The 15,337-nt window shown below is 73.3% G+C and carries 13 protein-coding genes; 7 read left to right on the plus strand and 6 right to left on the minus strand.

Annotation, left to right across the window (positions count from 1 at the left end; all coding sequences use genetic code 11):
• The first annotated feature begins 55 nt into the window (after positions 1-55).
• Both EUA98_RS12250 and EUA98_RS12255 read left to right on the plus strand, forming a co-directional pair.
• Positions 56-1,918 carry a DEAD/DEAH box helicase gene (locus tag EUA98_RS12250; protein WP_130102970.1) on the plus strand — a complete coding sequence of 621 codons (1,863 nt, stop codon included), beginning with the start codon at positions 56-58 and terminating at the stop codon, positions 1,916-1,918.
• A gap of 12 nt (positions 1,919-1,930) precedes the next feature.
• The gene (locus tag EUA98_RS12255; protein ID WP_242511446.1) at positions 1,931-3,535 is read left to right on the plus strand and encodes an SDR family NAD(P)-dependent oxidoreductase; all 1,605 of its coding nucleotides are present in this window, start codon (positions 1,931-1,933) and stop codon (positions 3,533-3,535) included.
• A 31-nt stretch (positions 3,536-3,566) separates the two neighbouring features.
• On the opposite strand, the gene EUA98_RS12260 is transcribed toward EUA98_RS12255, so the two are convergent.
• From EUA98_RS12260 to EUA98_RS12270, 3 genes are all read right to left on the minus strand, one after another.
• Positions 3,567-4,616, minus strand: a complete 1,050-nt coding sequence (locus tag EUA98_RS12260; RefSeq protein ID WP_350339497.1) for a threonine aldolase family protein — start codon at positions 4,614-4,616, stop codon at positions 3,567-3,569.
• Between the two features lie 89 nt (positions 4,617-4,705).
• Complete coding sequence (locus tag EUA98_RS12265; RefSeq protein ID WP_130102990.1) at positions 4,706-6,007, minus strand: DUF6421 family protein; 1,302 nt, start codon at positions 6,005-6,007, stop codon at positions 4,706-4,708.
• A 771-nt stretch (positions 6,008-6,778) separates the two neighbouring features.
• Positions 6,779-7,342 carry a DUF1697 domain-containing protein gene (locus EUA98_RS12270; protein ID WP_130102971.1) on the minus strand — a complete coding sequence of 188 codons (564 nt, stop codon included), beginning with the start codon at positions 7,340-7,342 and terminating at the stop codon, positions 6,779-6,781.
• A gap of 101 nt (positions 7,343-7,443) precedes the next feature.
• On the opposite strand from EUA98_RS12270, the gene EUA98_RS12275 reads away from it, so the two are divergent.
• From EUA98_RS12275 to EUA98_RS12285, 3 genes are all read left to right on the plus strand, one after another.
• On the plus strand, positions 7,444-8,031 hold the full coding sequence (locus EUA98_RS12275; protein WP_130102972.1) for a M15 family metallopeptidase: 588 nt from the start codon (positions 7,444-7,446) through the stop codon (positions 8,029-8,031).
• 149 nt (positions 8,032-8,180) lie between these two features.
• Complete coding sequence (locus EUA98_RS20275; RefSeq protein ID WP_242511448.1) at positions 8,181-8,747, plus strand: hypothetical protein; 567 nt, start codon at positions 8,181-8,183, stop codon at positions 8,745-8,747.
• Positions 8,729-9,904, plus strand: a complete 1,176-nt coding sequence (locus tag EUA98_RS12285) for an App1 family protein phosphatidate phosphatase (RefSeq protein WP_130102973.1) — start codon at positions 8,729-8,731, stop codon at positions 9,902-9,904. The genes EUA98_RS20275 and EUA98_RS12285 overlap by 19 nt, the downstream gene beginning before the upstream one ends.
• Before the next feature lie 55 nt (positions 9,905-9,959).
• On the opposite strand, the gene EUA98_RS12290 is transcribed toward EUA98_RS12285, so the two are convergent.
• From EUA98_RS12290 to ku, 3 genes are read right to left on the minus strand one after another with little or no spacing between them, the layout of a single operon-like run.
• The gene (locus tag EUA98_RS12290) at positions 9,960-11,024 is read right to left on the minus strand and encodes an NAD-dependent epimerase/dehydratase family protein (RefSeq protein ID WP_130102974.1); all 1,065 of its coding nucleotides are present in this window, start codon (positions 11,022-11,024) and stop codon (positions 9,960-9,962) included.
• Entirely contained in the window at positions 11,021-12,070 is a 1,050-nt protein-coding gene (locus EUA98_RS12295) for a PHP domain-containing protein (protein WP_130102975.1), read from the minus strand. The genes EUA98_RS12290 and EUA98_RS12295 overlap by 4 nt, the downstream gene beginning before the upstream one ends.
• A gap of 12 nt (positions 12,071-12,082) precedes the next feature.
• On the minus strand, positions 12,083-13,207 hold the full coding sequence (ku, locus tag EUA98_RS12300) for a non-homologous end joining protein Ku (protein ID WP_130102976.1): 1,125 nt from the start codon (positions 13,205-13,207) through the stop codon (positions 12,083-12,085).
• An 87-nt stretch (positions 13,208-13,294) separates the two neighbouring features.
• Between ku and EUA98_RS12305 the strand changes: the two genes are divergently transcribed.
• Both EUA98_RS12305 and ligD read left to right on the plus strand, forming a co-directional pair.
• A complete protein-coding gene (locus EUA98_RS12305; protein WP_350339498.1) occupies positions 13,295-14,221 on the plus strand; it encodes an ATP-dependent DNA ligase in 927 nt (308 codons plus the stop codon).
• Complete coding sequence (ligD, locus tag EUA98_RS12310; protein WP_130102978.1) at positions 14,218-15,108, plus strand: non-homologous end-joining DNA ligase; 891 nt, start codon at positions 14,218-14,220, stop codon at positions 15,106-15,108. The genes EUA98_RS12305 and ligD overlap by 4 nt, the downstream gene beginning before the upstream one ends.
• Positions 15,109-15,337: the final 229 nt, after the last annotated feature.

Here is a 15,337-nt window from a genome sequence, read left to right on the forward strand (position 1 = left end):
CTACCTGGCACCCGTTACAAGACTCCGCTATGCGACGGAATGGTTCTTAAACCACATGACGATCACCCATGACTCCATTGCGCCCTCGGACAGCACGTCCCCGGAGCGCGACATCACCACCGGCTTCGCCGACCTGAACCTCCCCGCGGCGCTGCTGCGGGCCGTCGCGGACCTCGGCTTCACCGAGCCGTCCGCGATCCAGGCCCAGGCGATCCCGCCGCTGCTCGAGGGACGCGACATCACGGGCGTGGCCCAGACCGGCACCGGCAAGACGGCGGCCTTCGGCCTGCCGCTGCTCGCCGCGATCGACCCGACCCTGGGCCGGGTGCAGGCACTCGTGCTCGCCCCGACCCGCGAGCTCGCGATGCAGACCGCCGAGGCGATCGAGTCCTTCGCCAAGCACATGCACGGCGTCGAGGTCATCGCGATCTACGGTGGCTCGCCGTTCGTGCCGCAGCAGCGCGCCCTGGCCCGTGGCGCCCAGATCGTCGTCGGCACCCCCGGCCGCGTCATCGACCACATCGAGCGCGGCACGCTGCACCTCGACGACGTCCGCTTCCTCGTCCTGGACGAGGGCGACGAGATGCTGCGGATGGGCTTCGCCGAGGACGTCGACAAGATCTTCAGCTTCGCCCCGGTCGAGCGTCAGGTCGCGCTGTTCTCCGCGACCATGCCGCCCGCGATCCGCCGCGTCGCGAACCAGCACATGAAGAACCCCGTCGAGATCGCCACCTCCCGGCAGTCCTCGACGGTGACCTCGGTCAAGCAGTCGTACGCGGTCGTGCCGTTCCGGCACAAGGCCGGCGCCCTGGCCCGCGTCCTCGCGGTCACCGAGGCCGAGGCGGCCATCGTGTTCGTGCGTACCCGTGGTGCGGCCGAAGAGGTCGGCAGCGCCCTCGTCGAGCGCGGCATCTCCGCCGCGTACATCAGCGGCGACGTCGCCCAGGGCGAGCGCGAGAAGATCGTCGAGCGCCTGCGCAGCGGCGCACTGAACGTGCTGGTCGCGACCGACGTCGCGGCCCGCGGCCTCGACGTCGACCGCATCGGCCTCGTCGTGAACTTCGACGCGCCGAGCGAGCCGGAGATCTACGTGCACCGCATCGGCCGCACCGGCCGGGCCGGCCGCACCGGTGAGGCGCTCACGTTCGTCACCCCGAGCGAGCAGCACCGCCTGCGCCAGATCGAGCGCCTCACGCGCACGCCGCTGAAGGAGATGACGCTCCCCTCCCCCGCCGACGTCTCGGCGCACCGCGTCCAGACCCTGCTGGGCAAGGTCAATGCGCGCACCGAGGCCGGTCGCCTCGAGCTCTACCGCGAGGCCGTCGCCGTCTTCCTCGCGCAGAACCCCGAGGTCGACATCGAGGACCTCGTGGCCTCGCTCGCCGCGCTCGCCGTCGGCGACGACGGTCCCACGGCCCGCACGAACCACGGCGACGACCTCGACGAGGCGCTGAGCCGGGCCCGCATGAGCCCCGAGCGTCCCGAGCGTGGCGGCCGCAACGACTCCCGTGGCGACCGTGGCGAGAACCGCAACGGTCCCCGCGGTGGCGAGCGTTCGCGCCGCACCGAGGGTGGCACCCGCTACCGCGTGGCGGTCGGCACGTCCCACGGCGCCCAGCCGGGTGCGATCGTCGGCGCGCTGACGAACGAGGGCGGGCTCACCGGCAAGGATCTCGGCAAGATCGACATCTTCCCGAGCTTCAGCCTCGTGGAGATCTCGGGCAACCTCAGCCAGGAGGCCTTCGACCGGATCTCGAAGGCGCGCGTCGCGGGTCAGCCGCTGCGCATTCGCCTCGACGACGGCCCGGCGCCCCGCACGACCCACGCCCCGTCGCGGCCGACCGGTTCGAGCACCGGCCCGCGCGAGCACCGGTCGCCCTCGACCGACCGCAAGACGTACAGCCGCTCGACGTACTGAGACACCGGCCCTATGACGAACGACCTCGACGGCATGCTGGTCGACGACGCGATCGGCGTCGTCGGCCAGGCTGGACCGGGCGCACGGCATGCAGATGCCGCGCGCCCGGTCGCCGAGGTCGCGTCGGTCGCTGAGCTCGTGCCGGCCGCTCAGGTCGCGCCTGGCGACGTGGTGCCGGTGTTCGACCCCGCTCCCGCGGACCTGGAGACCTTCCTGCGGGTCGCGCGTGAGCTCGCGGCGCTCCCGGCCGATCACCCGGCCAACCTTGCCGCCCGGCGCGCCACCTCGGAGCTGTTCAAGGCGGTGAAGAAGGACCGGCGGACGACCAAGCGTGCGGCGGTGTCCGCGGCCGACTCGGCCGTCGTGGCCGCCACCGCCACCGGCAGCCCCGGGCGGATCGACGACGAGACCCGTGGGATCCCGCTCGTCTCGCAGGCGCCGGGCGCCCTCGCCGGGACGTTGCTCAAGGCTCGTGCGTGCTACATCTGCAAGGAGCTGTACCGCGACGTCGACGCGTTCTACCACCAGCTGTGCCCGTCCTGCGCGGCCCAGCACCGCGCCAAGCGCGACGCCCGGACGGATCTGACCGGACGGCGTGCGCTGCTCACCGGCGGCCGCGCCAAGATCGGCATGTACATCGCGCTGCGGCTGCTCCGCGACGGTGCCCACACCACGATCACCACCCGCTTCCCGCGCGACGCCGCCCGCCGGTTCGCCGCGATGGACGACAGCGATCAGTGGCTGCACCGGCTCAAGGTGGTCGGCATCGACCTGCGCGACCCCGCGCAGGTCGTCGCGCTGGCCGACGAGGTCAGCGCCGCCGGCCCGCTCGACATCCTCATCAACAACGCCGCCCAGACCGTGCGTCGCTCCCCCGGGGCCTACGCCCCGCTGGCCGACGCCGAGCTGGCGCCGCTGCCCGCCGGTCCGATGCCCGAGCTCATCACCTACGGCCACACCAGCGACGCCCACCCGCGCGCGCTGGCGGGGTCGGTGGCGACCCTCTCCGACGCCGTCGCGCAGGTCGAGGCCGGGGATGTCGCGACGCTCGCGCTCACGGCCGACGCCGCCTCGCTCACCCGCCTCGTGGCCGGGACCTCGATCGACGCCGGGGGGCTCGTCCCGGACACCCATGCCACGAACAGCTGGGTGGCGACGGTCGGCGAGGTGGACGCGCTCGAGTTGCTCGAGGTCCAGCTGTGCAACCAGACCGCGCCGTTCATCCTGGTCAGCCGGCTACGCCCCGCGATGGAAGCCGCGGCCGCCCGGCGCAAGTACATCGTCAACGTCTCCGCGATGGAGGGGGTCTTCTCCCGCGGGTACAAGGGGCCGGGGCACCCGCACACGAACATGTCGAAGGCCGCCCTGAACATGCTGACCCGGACCAGCGCCGGCGAGCTCGCCGAGCACGGGATCCTCATGACGGCGGTCGACACCGGCTGGATCACGGACGAGCGCCCGCACCCGACCAAGGTGCGCCTGGCCGAGGAGGGCTTCCACGCCCCGCTCGACCTGGTGGACGGCGCCGCCCGCGTCTACGACCCGGTCGTCCGCGGCGAGGCCGGCGAGGACCTGTACGGCGTCTTCCTCAAGGACTACAAGCCCTCGTCCTGGTAATCCACTGTACAAGGCAGCCCGCCGCGGAGCCTCAGGGGATGAGCTCGTGGCGGATCGCGGCGGCGAAGGCGTCGACGTCGGCTTCGGTGGTGTCGAACGCGCACATCCAGCGGACCTCGCCGGTCGCCTCGTTCCAGTCGTAGAAGCGGAACCGGGTGCGTAGCCGGTCGGCCACCCCGGCGGGCAGGATCGCGAACACTGCGTTCGACTGGGTGGGCTGCGTGATCACGAGACCCTCGGTGCCCTCGACCGCGGCCCTCAGCCGGGTCGCCATCGCGTTGGCGTGCTGGGCGGACCGCAGCCACAGGTCGCCGTCGAGCAGTGCGAGGAGCTGTGCGGAGACGAACCGCATCTTCGACGTGAGCTGCATGTCCATCTTGCGCAGGTAGGGCAGCCCGGCCGACGCCGCGGGGTCGAGCACGACGACGGCCTCGCCGTACAGCAGGCCGTTCTTCGTCCCGCCGAACGAGACCACATCCACGCCGACGTCCGTGGTGAACGCGCGCAGCGGGAGGTCGAGGCTGGCCGCCGCGTTGGCGATCCGGGCGCCGTCCAGGTGGACCGTGAGGCCCAGGTCGTGCGCGTGCGTCGTCAAGGCGGCGATCTCGCCCGGGGTGTAGGCGGTGCCGAGCTCGGTGGTCTGCGTGATCGACACCACGCCCGGCTGAGCGCGGTGCTCGTCGCCGAACCCCCACGCCTGTCGGTCGATCAGCTCGTGGGTGAGCTTGCCGTCGGGCGCGGGCACGGTCAGCAGCTTGAGGCCGCCGATCCGCTCGGGTGCACCGTTCTCGTCCATGTTGATGTGGGCGGTCTCGACGCAGATCACCGCACCCCAGCGCGGGAGCATCGACTGCAACGACAGCACGTTCGCGCCGGTCCCGTTGAACACCGGGAAGGCGCGGGCCTTGTCCCCGAAGTGGCCGGCCATGACCTCCTGGAGGCGGGCGGTGTACACATCTTCGCCGTAGGCGACCTGGTGCCCACCGTTGGCGGCCGCGATGGCGGCGAGCACCTCGGGGTGGGCGCCGGCGTAGTTGTCGGAGGCGAAACCGCGGGATTCGGGGTCGTGGAGAGTCGTCACGGCGACATCCTCCCCCACTCGGGCGCCCGGCCGGTGCGGGCGATCGGGCGACGTGCGCGACGGCGTCCGGAACGGCGCCCGCGTGCCGCTCACGCCGTGATGCCGGAGGTCGAGGCCACCACGTCACCGATCTTGCGGGCCAAGGCCTCGTAGAACATCGAGAGCGGGAACTCGTCGGGCAGGACGGCGTCCGTCAGGCCCTTGGGGGGCCCGTCGAGCGGCAGTGCCTCCCCCGCCCGGGCCCAGGCCGACGCCGGGTGCGGTGTCAGCGTGCCGGCGACCAGCGCATAGGCGGCGAGCCAGTGCGCGACCTTCGGCCGGTCGATCGAGCGCCAGTACAGGGTGTCGATCTCGTCGCCGAGCGCGATCACGGCCGCGGGGACGTCCGGCCAGTCGATCGTCAGGCGGCTGTCGGTCCAGTGCAGGACGTGGTGCTGGTGCAACCAGGCGAACAGCAGCTGACCGCCGAGGCCGTCGTAGTTGCGTACCCGCGACCCGGAGACCGCGAACCGGAAGATCCGGTCGAAGATCACCGCGTACTGGACCAGCCGCGCGTGCGGGACGCCTTCGGCCTCGAGCGTGACCGCCTCGCGGAACGCCGTCAGGTCGCAGCGCAGCTCCTCCAGCGAGTACAGGAAGTACGGCATCCGCTGCTTGATCATGAACGGGTCGAACGGCAGGTCGCCGCGCATGTGGGTGCGGTCGTGGATGAGGTCCCACAGCACGAACGTCTCCTGCGCGAGCGTCTGGTCGGCCAGGAGCCGGGCGGCGTCGGGCGGCAGGGCGAGCCGGGTGGTGTCGGCTGCCGCCCGCACGACCCGGCGGAACCGGGCCGCCTCGCGGTCGGCGAAGATCCCGCCCCAGGTGAACCGGGGGATCTCGCGCATCGCGACCGTCTCGGGGAAGAGCACCGCGGAGTTCGTGTCGTACCCGGCGGTGAAGTCGAGGAACGTGATCGGCACGAACATCGGGTTCGAGTACCCGCCGGCCTCGAGGTCCGCGACGAACTCGGGCCAGAACACCCGCAGCAGCACGGCCTCGACCTTGCGTTCGGTGCTGCCGTTCTGGGTGTACATCGGGAACACGACCAGGTGGTCGAGTCCGTCGGTGCGCTGGAGCTCGGGGTGGAACGCGGTGAGCGAGTCGAGGAAGTCGGGTACGCCCAGGCCGAGGTCGCACCACCGGTGGAAGTCCTTGACCAGGCCGTCGAGGTAGTCCGCGTCGTGCGGCAGCCGCGGCGCCAGCTCGGCCGTCGCGGTGCAGATCGTCTCGACGAGCATCTGCGCGTGCGCGTGGTGGCGCGGATCTGGCACCGAGCCGTCCGGGGCCTGCAGCGGCTGCAGTGCCGTGACGGCCTCCTTCAGCCGCAGCCAGGCCGGGTCGGCGGCGATCGCACCGGTCCCGGTGGCGGTGGCGGTGGCGGGGACCGCCGGGGCGGGGCGCGGCGCGGCCCAGAAGATCGCGTTGAGGAGCAGCTCGGCGCCGGTGGAGAGGTCGGGGAGGACGCCGTCGAGCGGCTCGTCCGGGTGCGCGGCGTCGCTGACGTCGACCGTTAGCGCGACGAGGCGACAGCCGTCGTCGTCGGCCACGGCGGCCACGACCGGGCCCGGCTGGCCCGCACGACCAGCCTGGCGCAGGGCCGCCACCGCGGGGAGGCTGACGGCGAGATCCGCGCTGACGGGCAACGTGGGCGTCGTCGTCCAGGCGAGGAGATCCTCGGCCGACGTGGCCGGTCCGGGCTCGACCGGCACGATGCGGCGTCGGGCCGGGTGCTCCTGCGGGCGAGTCATGATGCCGCGCGCGGCCAGCAGTCCCTCGGCGACCGGCTGCGCGCCGACCAGGACGACGACACCGGCACCCTCGCGGCGGACGGCGCTCTCGTCGGCGCCACCGATCGCGACGACGACATCGGCCACGCCGGGCCGATCGACGAGGGACAGACCGTGGGAGACCAGGTGGTCACGCAGCGCGGGGGCGCCGACGCGCAGCGGTTCGGGCAGGTACACCGTCGGGAAGAGCGTCATCGTGCTTCCTCGCAGCCGTGTGGGCGGACCGTCACGGACTCCTCGCGGAGCCGGCCTGGTGGGCCGAGCGCCGGTACGCAGATGACGGTTACTGCACGGTACGGTCCGGTTTGGCGCCCGGTCAACGATTGCGACCGGTCAGCTGTCCCGGTCCAGGTCGTCCCGGACGGGCGTCACGCCGGAACGTACGAGGATGCCCTCGATCGTCGCCACGCCCCGCACCGTGGCCACCACGCCGAGGCGGCGCTCGATGGCGGAGGTGGTCATCTTGGTGCGGGCCTGGCCGTTCGGGTAGTGCAGGGCCAGCTCGCCGCCGAGGTACCGGTGCTCGTCGGGCGCGAACGCGCCGAGCAGCTCGTCGGCGTCGGGGCCGGGATCGCGGTCGAGGAAGGCGACCTGCACCCGCCGGGGCTCGGCGTGCGCGAACACCGGCCGGACGCGGTCGAGGGTCGCCAGCAGCTGTGCGGGCGTACGCACCACCACGGGCACCTCACGGGCGTACTCGGCCCGCAGCGCCGCCGACAGGCGCTCGGCGACGGCCGTCGCGGTCTGCGTGGTCGACAGCAGCAGGTTGCCCGTCGCGAGGTAGGTGATGACGTCGGTCCAGCCGAGCTCGAACGCCAGATCCCGCAGGTGCTCCATCGGGACCGTGACGCCTCCGACATTGATGGCGCGGAGCAGGGCGACGTGGGTCGTGGTCATGTGCGCATCGTTTCACGTCTCCTCCCGCCGACGACCTCTCATACCCGCGCCCCGGCGGCCGATGGGCCGGGCGAGAATCCCCGACGAGCGGCAGGACTGCAGTGGACGGCATCGCCGCGATCAACAACCGCATCGCCGAGATCCGCGGCACCCTCGCCGTGTTCGCTCCGGAGCGGGCCAGCACGCTGACCGCCACCACGGCTGTCACAGGTGACTCGTTCGCCTCGGTGCTCGCAGGTGAGGTCGCGGGCGGGTCGTCGGTGGCGACGAGCACCGGCAGGCTCACCGCGGACGGCGCCCCGGTGGAGCTCGCGGCCTATGGCAACGGCCGGATCCCGGCCGACGCGCTCGCCTCGATCGGCTCGACCGGTCACCGCCTCTGGGCACCCGCGACCAAGGCGTACGACCAGCTCACCGCCGCCGCGGCACGCGACGGGGTCACGATCGGCATCACGGACTCCTACCGGTCCTACGAGAGCCAGGTCGACGTCGCCGAGCGCAAGGGTCTGTACTCCCAGGGAGGGCTTGCCGCAGCGCCCGGAACCTCCGACCACGGCTGGGGTCGCAGCCTCGACCTCGATCTCGACGCCAAGGCTCTCGCCTGGATGAAGGCGAACGCCGGCACCTACGGCTTCGTCGCGGACACGCCGCGTGAGTCGTGGCACTGGACGTACTCCCCTCCCGCCTGACGCGCTGCGACGTCGTCGGGCACGATCGACTAGAGGACTTGTCTCCTATCGACCTGCGCGCGATCGTGTGAGTCGGGCGCTCCGGAGGTCGGCCCTGCCCGGCGATGCGGCAAGATGTTCAGCGCAGTCGAGGCAAGGGGAGCAGAGGCGTGGGTGAGGTCGAGCCGGTGAGCGCCGGGATTCGTCGGGTGGGTGCGCAGGTGCGAGCCGAGCACCATACGGCCGGTGTGGTGCGCACGCTGCCCGGAGCCGTCAACCAGCTCGACTGCGCGTGCGGGGTGACCCTGACCAACGGCCCGGGCTGGTCCCTCGACGAGCACCTGAGGCTGCATCGCGCCGAGGTCAAGTACGAGGCCCTGCTCGCGGTCGCCCATCCCGACATGCCGCTGATCCGCCGGTCGCCGCGCTCGCGCGGGGCAACCGCGATCGACGCGCTCCTCGGCGGGCACACCGACGTGGCGGCCAACGCACTGGCGTTCGCCGACTCCGGTGAGCGCGACAGCCTGCGCGCGGCGGCCCAGGCGCTGCTCGGCCTGCTCGACGTCGAATGGACCGCCGGCTTCCCTAGCCTGGGCCGCTACGGCGCCCCGGACACCGAGGCTCGCGTGCGCGACCAGGTCGCCGGATGGAACGCCAAGGTGGCCGCCGGGCACGAGAGCGTCCCGGCAGCGGTCTGCCAGCGCCGATCGGGCGGCGCATGGGAGCCCGCCAGCTGAGCGCGATCCTGCACGCCCCGACCTGGGTGGGCAGACTGGTGCGCGTGACGAACTCTCCACCGCGGCCCGACGCCGGCGGCGCCGCGCGGTCCATGGGCCGACACCGTGGTGGCCGGATCGAGGACGCGATGAACCGGGTCGTCGCGCGGGTGCTGTGGCGACGGGGCTGGCGCACGACGGTGCTGCCCTACGCCGGGTACGGCGGGCAGGGCTGGATCCGGGTGCTGGCTCGCGCCGCGCTCGTGCCGGCCGCTCCCCCGGGCCCCGCCCGGGGCGGGGCCGCGGACCCGGTCGACCTGCCTCCGGATGCCGTGCCACGGATCCGTGGGTGGCGCCACCTCGTGACGGCCCAGGTCGAGGGCGTCGCGGTCGAGGTACGGGCCGGGTCGAGCTCCCACCGGACCGTCTCCGACCACGGCGGCTATCTCGATGTCACCCTGCCGGTCGATCTGGCGCCGGGCTGGCACCAGGTCGAGCTCACCTACGCGGGCGGTCGGGTCAGCGCGCCGGTGTACGTCGTCGCGCCGGACGTGACGGCGGGGATCGTCAGCGACATCGACGACACCGTGATGATCACCTCGGCGCCGCGGCCGCTGCTCGCGGTGTGGAACACCTTCGTCGTGCACGAGGGCACCCGCCGACCGGTGCCCGGGATGGCGGACCTCTACGGGGACCTGCTGCGCGATCACCCGGGCGCTCCGGTGATCTACCTGTCGACCGGCGCGTGGAACGCCGCGCCGGCCCTCGTGCGGTTCCTGCGCCGGTTCGACTACCCCGCCGGGCCGCTGCTGCTCACGGACTGGGGACCGACCCGCACCGGGTGGTTCCGGGACGGCTTCGACCACAAACGCGCAGCGCTGCGCCGGCTGACCACCGAGTTCCCGCACATCCGCTGGATCCTCGTCGGGGACGACGGACAACGCGACCCCGAGATCTACGCCGAGCTTGCCCTCGAGCAGCCTGACCGGGTGCGGGCGATCGCGATCCGCCAGCTGTCCGGCGCCGAGCAGGTGATCGTCCACGGCTCCCCCGCGAAGCCCACGGCGGGTCACGTCGCGCTGCGGCTCGCTGCTGCCGCGGGGGTGCCGGTGATCGCAGCCCGCAACGGCGCGCGCCTGGCGGAAGGGCTGCGCGAGGCCGACATCGATCTGACCTGACGGTGCCTCGAACGGGGTGAGCCCGCAGCGAACCCGCGGTGAGTACCTCGGTGCGTCACCTCGGGGGCACGCCGCGGCCAGGACGCAGCGGCGGGCTCGCGGTCCCGTCCGCGCCGATCATCCCGGCGACCAGCTCGGCGACGGCCGACGCGCTCGAGTGCAGCGGGGTCCAGCTGAGCAGTCGGCGGGCGCGCGCGGTGTCCAGGACCGGGACCGAGCGGGCCAGCCCGATCCAGCTGCCGGGCGCGGGTGCGATCCGGGCCCGCCAGGCCGTCTCGACGGCGGCCCGCACGAGACCGGGCGGCAGGTCCCGTACGCGCGCCGTGCCGACGAGCGCCGCGATGTCGTCCTCGCGCACGAGGTCGGGGGCCGCGATGTTGAACGCGCCGCCGTGGCGGCGCACGACGATCTCTCGGTACGCGGCCGCGAGATCGTCCGCGTGGACCGCCTGCAGCCGCAGCCCGCGCGGCAGGGGCACGGGCCGGCCCGGCACCAGCCGGGTCAGGGCGCCCAACCGGCCGACATACGTGTCCATGACCTGCCGGCCCGCGGCCCGCTGGGCCACCCACCCGGAGCGCACCCGCGTGACCACCAGCCCCGGGTGCAGGCGTTCGACGTCGTCCAGGGCCCCTTCGACGGCCACCTTGTCGGCGCTGAAGGCCGAGTCCGGGTGACCGCCCGTCGGCCAGGACTCGGTCCGAGGCTCGTCGTCGTCGGCGGGCGAGTACGCCGCGCCCGCCGAGGCCACCACGAGGTGGGGCACCCCGGCCAGCACGGCGGCGTCGGCCACCCGTCGCGCACCGTGCACGTTGGCGCGGTGCAGGCCGGCCCGGTCGTGGCTGGGCCGGTGCGCCCACGCGAGGTGGACGACGGCGTCGGCCCCCGCGAAGGCCGCGGCGAGGCGGTGGACGACGGCGTCGTCCGACTCCTGGGCCGCCAGGTCGCACCCGACCCAGCGTGCGACGTCGTACGGCGCGGGCAGGTCGCGCGCGGCGACGACGGCGGCCGGTGGCGGCCGGCGGACGATTCCGACGACCGAGGTCACCGTGGCGTCGTCGGCGAACCGGCGCAGCAGCGCGGTGCCGACATTCCCGCTCGCCCCGACGACCGCGACCCTCATCGGTGCCAGGCCAGGAGCCGTTCGAGCGGCCACGTGTTCACGACCCGCTCCGGCGCCAGGTCGTGCGCCGCGGCCCGGTCGCACCCGGCCGCCTGCCAGTCGAGCTGCCCCGGGGCGTGCGCGTCGGTGTCGATCGAGAAGAGGCAGCCGGCGTCGATCGCGGTCTGCAGCAGGGCGTGCGGCGGGTCGAGCCGGTCGGGGCGGCAGTTGATCTCCACGGCCACCGCGTGCTCGGCGCAGGCGGCGAACACGGCGTGGCGGTCGAAGGTGCTCGGCGGCCGCAGCTTTCCGGTGAGCTGACGGCCGGTGCAGTGGCCGAGGACGTCGGTGTTCGGGTCGGCCAGGGCGGTGAGCAGGCGACGGGTCATCGGCCCGGACTCCATCCGGAGCAGGGAGTGCACGGATGCGACCACGACGTCGAGCTCGGCGAGCAGGTCGGGCTCCTGGTCGAGCGAACCGTCCTCGAGGATGTCCACCTCGATCCCCGAGAGCACCCGGAACGAGCTGTCGGCCGCGTCGAGGGCGGCGTTGAGGGCCGCGATCTGGTCGAGCTGGGCGCGCAGCCGCGCCGGGCTCAACCCGTGGGCGATCGTCAGCCGGGGCGAGTGGTCGGTGACCGCCAGGTAGTCGTGCCCGAGGTCGATCGCGGCCGCGACCATCTCCGGCAGCGGGCTCACGCCGTCGCTCGCCTCGGTGTGGGAGTGCAGGTCGCCGCGCAGGGCCGCGCGCAAGGCCGCCGCCGGGCCGGACGGGGGCGTGGCGACCGCCTCGCGCTCGAGCCGCTCGAGGTACTCGACGGGGTCGCCGCGCAGGACGGCGTCGACCACTCCCGCCGTCTTCTCCCCCACCCCCGGCAGGTCCCGCAGCCGGCCCGACGACGCGAGGAGGCCGAACCGCGTGGGGTCGCACGCTTCGACCGCGCGGGCCGCGCCGCGGAACGCCTCGCTGCGGTACGGCGTCGCCCGGGCGCGTTCGAGCAGGTAGGCGATCCGGCGCAGGGTCTGCCCGGCAGCGTCCTGCGCCTCGCTCGCGGCCGAAGGCGTCATCGGTGCCCCGGCTCAGGACGCGCGGCGCCGGGTCGTCGAGCGAGCCCGGGCCTTGGCAGCCGGCTCGCCCGCGGCAGGCGTGGACGCTCGTTCTGCTGCTGCTTCTGCCGCTGCCGACGTGGGCTCGGACCCGGCGTCCTGCTTGGCGGCCTGCTTGGCCGCGGGCCTGGCGGCCCGCTTGGCTGCCGGCTTCGGCGTGGACTGCGCCGCCGCCCGCGGCGCGGCCTTCTTCGCCGGCTTCGGTACCGAGGTCGACGCCGCCGGTGCGGAGGGCTTCGTCGTCGGCCGGGCCCGCTTCGAGCCGGCCGACGCCGCGGACGCCGCCTGCTCGCGCGGCGGTGCGCCGCGGGCCTCGCGGGCCTTGTCGACGCTGCGCTGCAGGGCAGCGAGCAGGTCGATCACCTCGCCGCCGCCGCGGGCGCCGCCCTGCGCGTCCTGCGCGGGCACCGCCTGGGTGCTGCCTGCCGAGACCTTGGCCTCGATGAGCGCCTCCAGCGCGCCGGCGTACGCGTCGTGGAACTCGGACGGGTCGAAGTCCCCCGCGAGGGACTCGACCAGCGACGACGCCATCGTCAGCTCCTGCGGGCGGACCGCGACGTCGGTCTCGAGCACCGGGAAGTCGGCCTCGCGGACCTCGTCGGGCCACAGGAGCGTCTGCAGGCAGATCACGTCCCCACGCACCCGCAGCACCGCCATCGACTCGCGCTGGCGCAGGGCCACCTTCACGACGGCCATCCGCTCGCTCGCCGCCAAGGCCTCCCGCAGGAGTGCGTACGGCTTCGCGGCGGTCTTCTCGGGTTCGAGGTAGTACGTCTTGGCGAGCAGGATCGGGTCGACCTGCTCGGACGGGACGAACTCGAGCACCGAGATCTCCCGTTCCGTGGCCAGCGGCAGCTCTGCGAGGTCCTCGTCGGTGAGGACGACGAGCTCGCCGTCGTCCGTCTGATAGCCCTTGGCGATGTCACCCATCTCGACCGTCTCGCCGCACACCCCGCAGGTCTTGCGGTAGCGGATCCGGCCACCGTCCGCGCGGTGCACCTGATGGAGCGGAACCTCGTGCTCCCCCGTGGCCGCATAGAGCTTGACCGGGACGTTGACCAGGCCGAAGGCCACCGCGCCCTTCCAGATCGCTCGCACCGTCGTCGCCTCCTCGTGGCTGAAGCCCGCGGCGGGTGTCCCCGCGCCGAAACGAGCCTGTCTGGGCAGGATGGACCCGTGCAGCCGATGCTCGCCACCCGAGCGGCCGATCCGGCCGACCTGCCCACCGGGCCCGAGTGGGTCTACGAGGTCAAGTGGGACGGCGTCCGCCTGCTCGCCGACACCACCGGCGCGCGCCTGCGACTGCTCAGCCGGACCGGGCGCGACGTGACCGTTGCCTACCCGGAGCTCGCCAACCTGGCCGGGATCCAGGGCGCGGTGCTCGACGGCGAGGTCGTGGCGATGGTCGAGGGTGTCCCGTCGTTCGCGGCGCTCGCGGAGCGGATGCACGTGCGCGACGCCGCCCGGGCGCGCGTGCTGGCGGAGCGGCTCCCGGTGACCTACATCGTGTTCGACGTGCTGCGCCTCTACGGCGTCGACCTGACCTCGCGATCGTTCGACAAGCGGCGCGCGACGTTGGAGCGCCTCGGCCTGCCCGCCCGGGCGCTGCTCTCGCCGGTGTACGACGACGGGGACGACCTGTGGCGCGTCACCCGCGAGCACGGCTTGGAGGGGGTCCTCGCGAAGCGGCGCGCGTCGACGTACCAGCCGGGGCGCCGCTCGCGGGACTGGATCAAGGCCGCGCACCGCAGCGTCCGCACGGCGGTCGTCGGCGGCTGGCGGGAGGAGTCCACGGGGACCGGCCGGCTGGGGGCGGTGCTGCTCGGCGCGCCCGACGCCGCGGGTGGGTTGCGCTACCTCGGCCGTGCCGGCAGCGGTTTGGGCAGGGTGCTCGCGGACGGCCTCGTCGCGGCACTCACCTCGCCGCCCCTGCCCGGCAGCCCGTTCACGGACGAGGTTCCTGCGGTCGACGCCCGGGGCGCGCACTGGGTCCGCCCCGACGTGCTGGTCGACGTCGTCTACCTCACGCGCACCCCGTCCGGCCGGCTCCGCCACCCCGTCATCCGCGCGATCAGGGACGACAGCGCCGCGGACCCCTGGGAGGAGCCATGAGTCCTGACGACGACGGTCAGCTCTTCGATGTGGAGGGGCGTCAGGTGCGGATCGGGCACCTCGACAAGGTCATGTACCCCGCCGTCGGCATGACCAAGGCGGAGGTGATCGACTACTACTCCCGGGTCGCCGGCGCGCTGCTCCCCCAGTTGCTGGACCGTCCCGTCACCCGGATCCGCTACCCGCAGGGGGTCGACGGGGAGCGGTTCTTCGAGAAGAACGTCCCCGCGGGTGCCCCGGCGTGGTTGCGCCGCCAGACGATGCCCACCGCGCCGGAGGCCCCCGAGGAGGGAAGGGAGGTCACCTTCCCGTTCCTCGACGATCTCGCGGCGCTGGTCTGGGCGGCCAACCAGGGGGCCCTCGAGCTGCACACGCCGCAGTGGCGGGTGGGGAGCGAGGGCGAGATCCGCACCCCCGATCGGCTCGTGATCGACCTCGATCCCGGCGCGCCCGCCACGCTCCGGGACTGCATCCGGGTCGCTCGTCTGGTCGCCGACCGGCTGCGCGACGACGGGCTCGAGACCGTCCCCGTGACCTCCGGGAGCAAAGGACTTCAGCTGTACGCGTCGCTCGATGGGCAGCAGTCGGCCGAGGACGTGCGGCAGTACGCACGGCGACTGGCGCTCGAGCTCGCGAAGGCACACCCGTCCCGGATCGTCGCGGTGATGCGGAAGGACCTGCGCGGAGGCAAGGTGCTGCTCGACTGGTCGCAGAACCACCCGGGCAAGACGACGATCACGCCGTACTCGCTGCGAGGTCGCGAGGTGCCCACGGTCGCCGCGCCGCGGACCTGGGACGAGCTGGCCGACGACGACCTCGAACAGCTGTCCCCCGACGAGGTGCTCGACCGGCTCGACCGCGACGGCGACCTCATGGCTGGGCGGTAGCGGGATCCGTTCTGGCGCGGGTGGACGCGCGGGTTGCGGGGTGCGGCGCCGGGGGCCGGGGCCCGTCAGTAGTTGGCTCGACGGAGATCTGTGTCCACAGGAGGGTTGTCACCCCTTGTCCGTATCGTCACCCTCTAGTACTATTCATACTAGTGTACTGTGTCGCTTAGCGTGGATATGGCACGCTCAAGATTGTCCGCTCAGGACCACAAAGACGGAGTTGCGGCAG

Source organism: Pengzhenrongella frigida, assembly GCF_004168625.1.
Classification (GTDB): domain Bacteria; phylum Actinomycetota; class Actinomycetes; order Actinomycetales; family Cellulomonadaceae; genus Pengzhenrongella; species Pengzhenrongella frigida.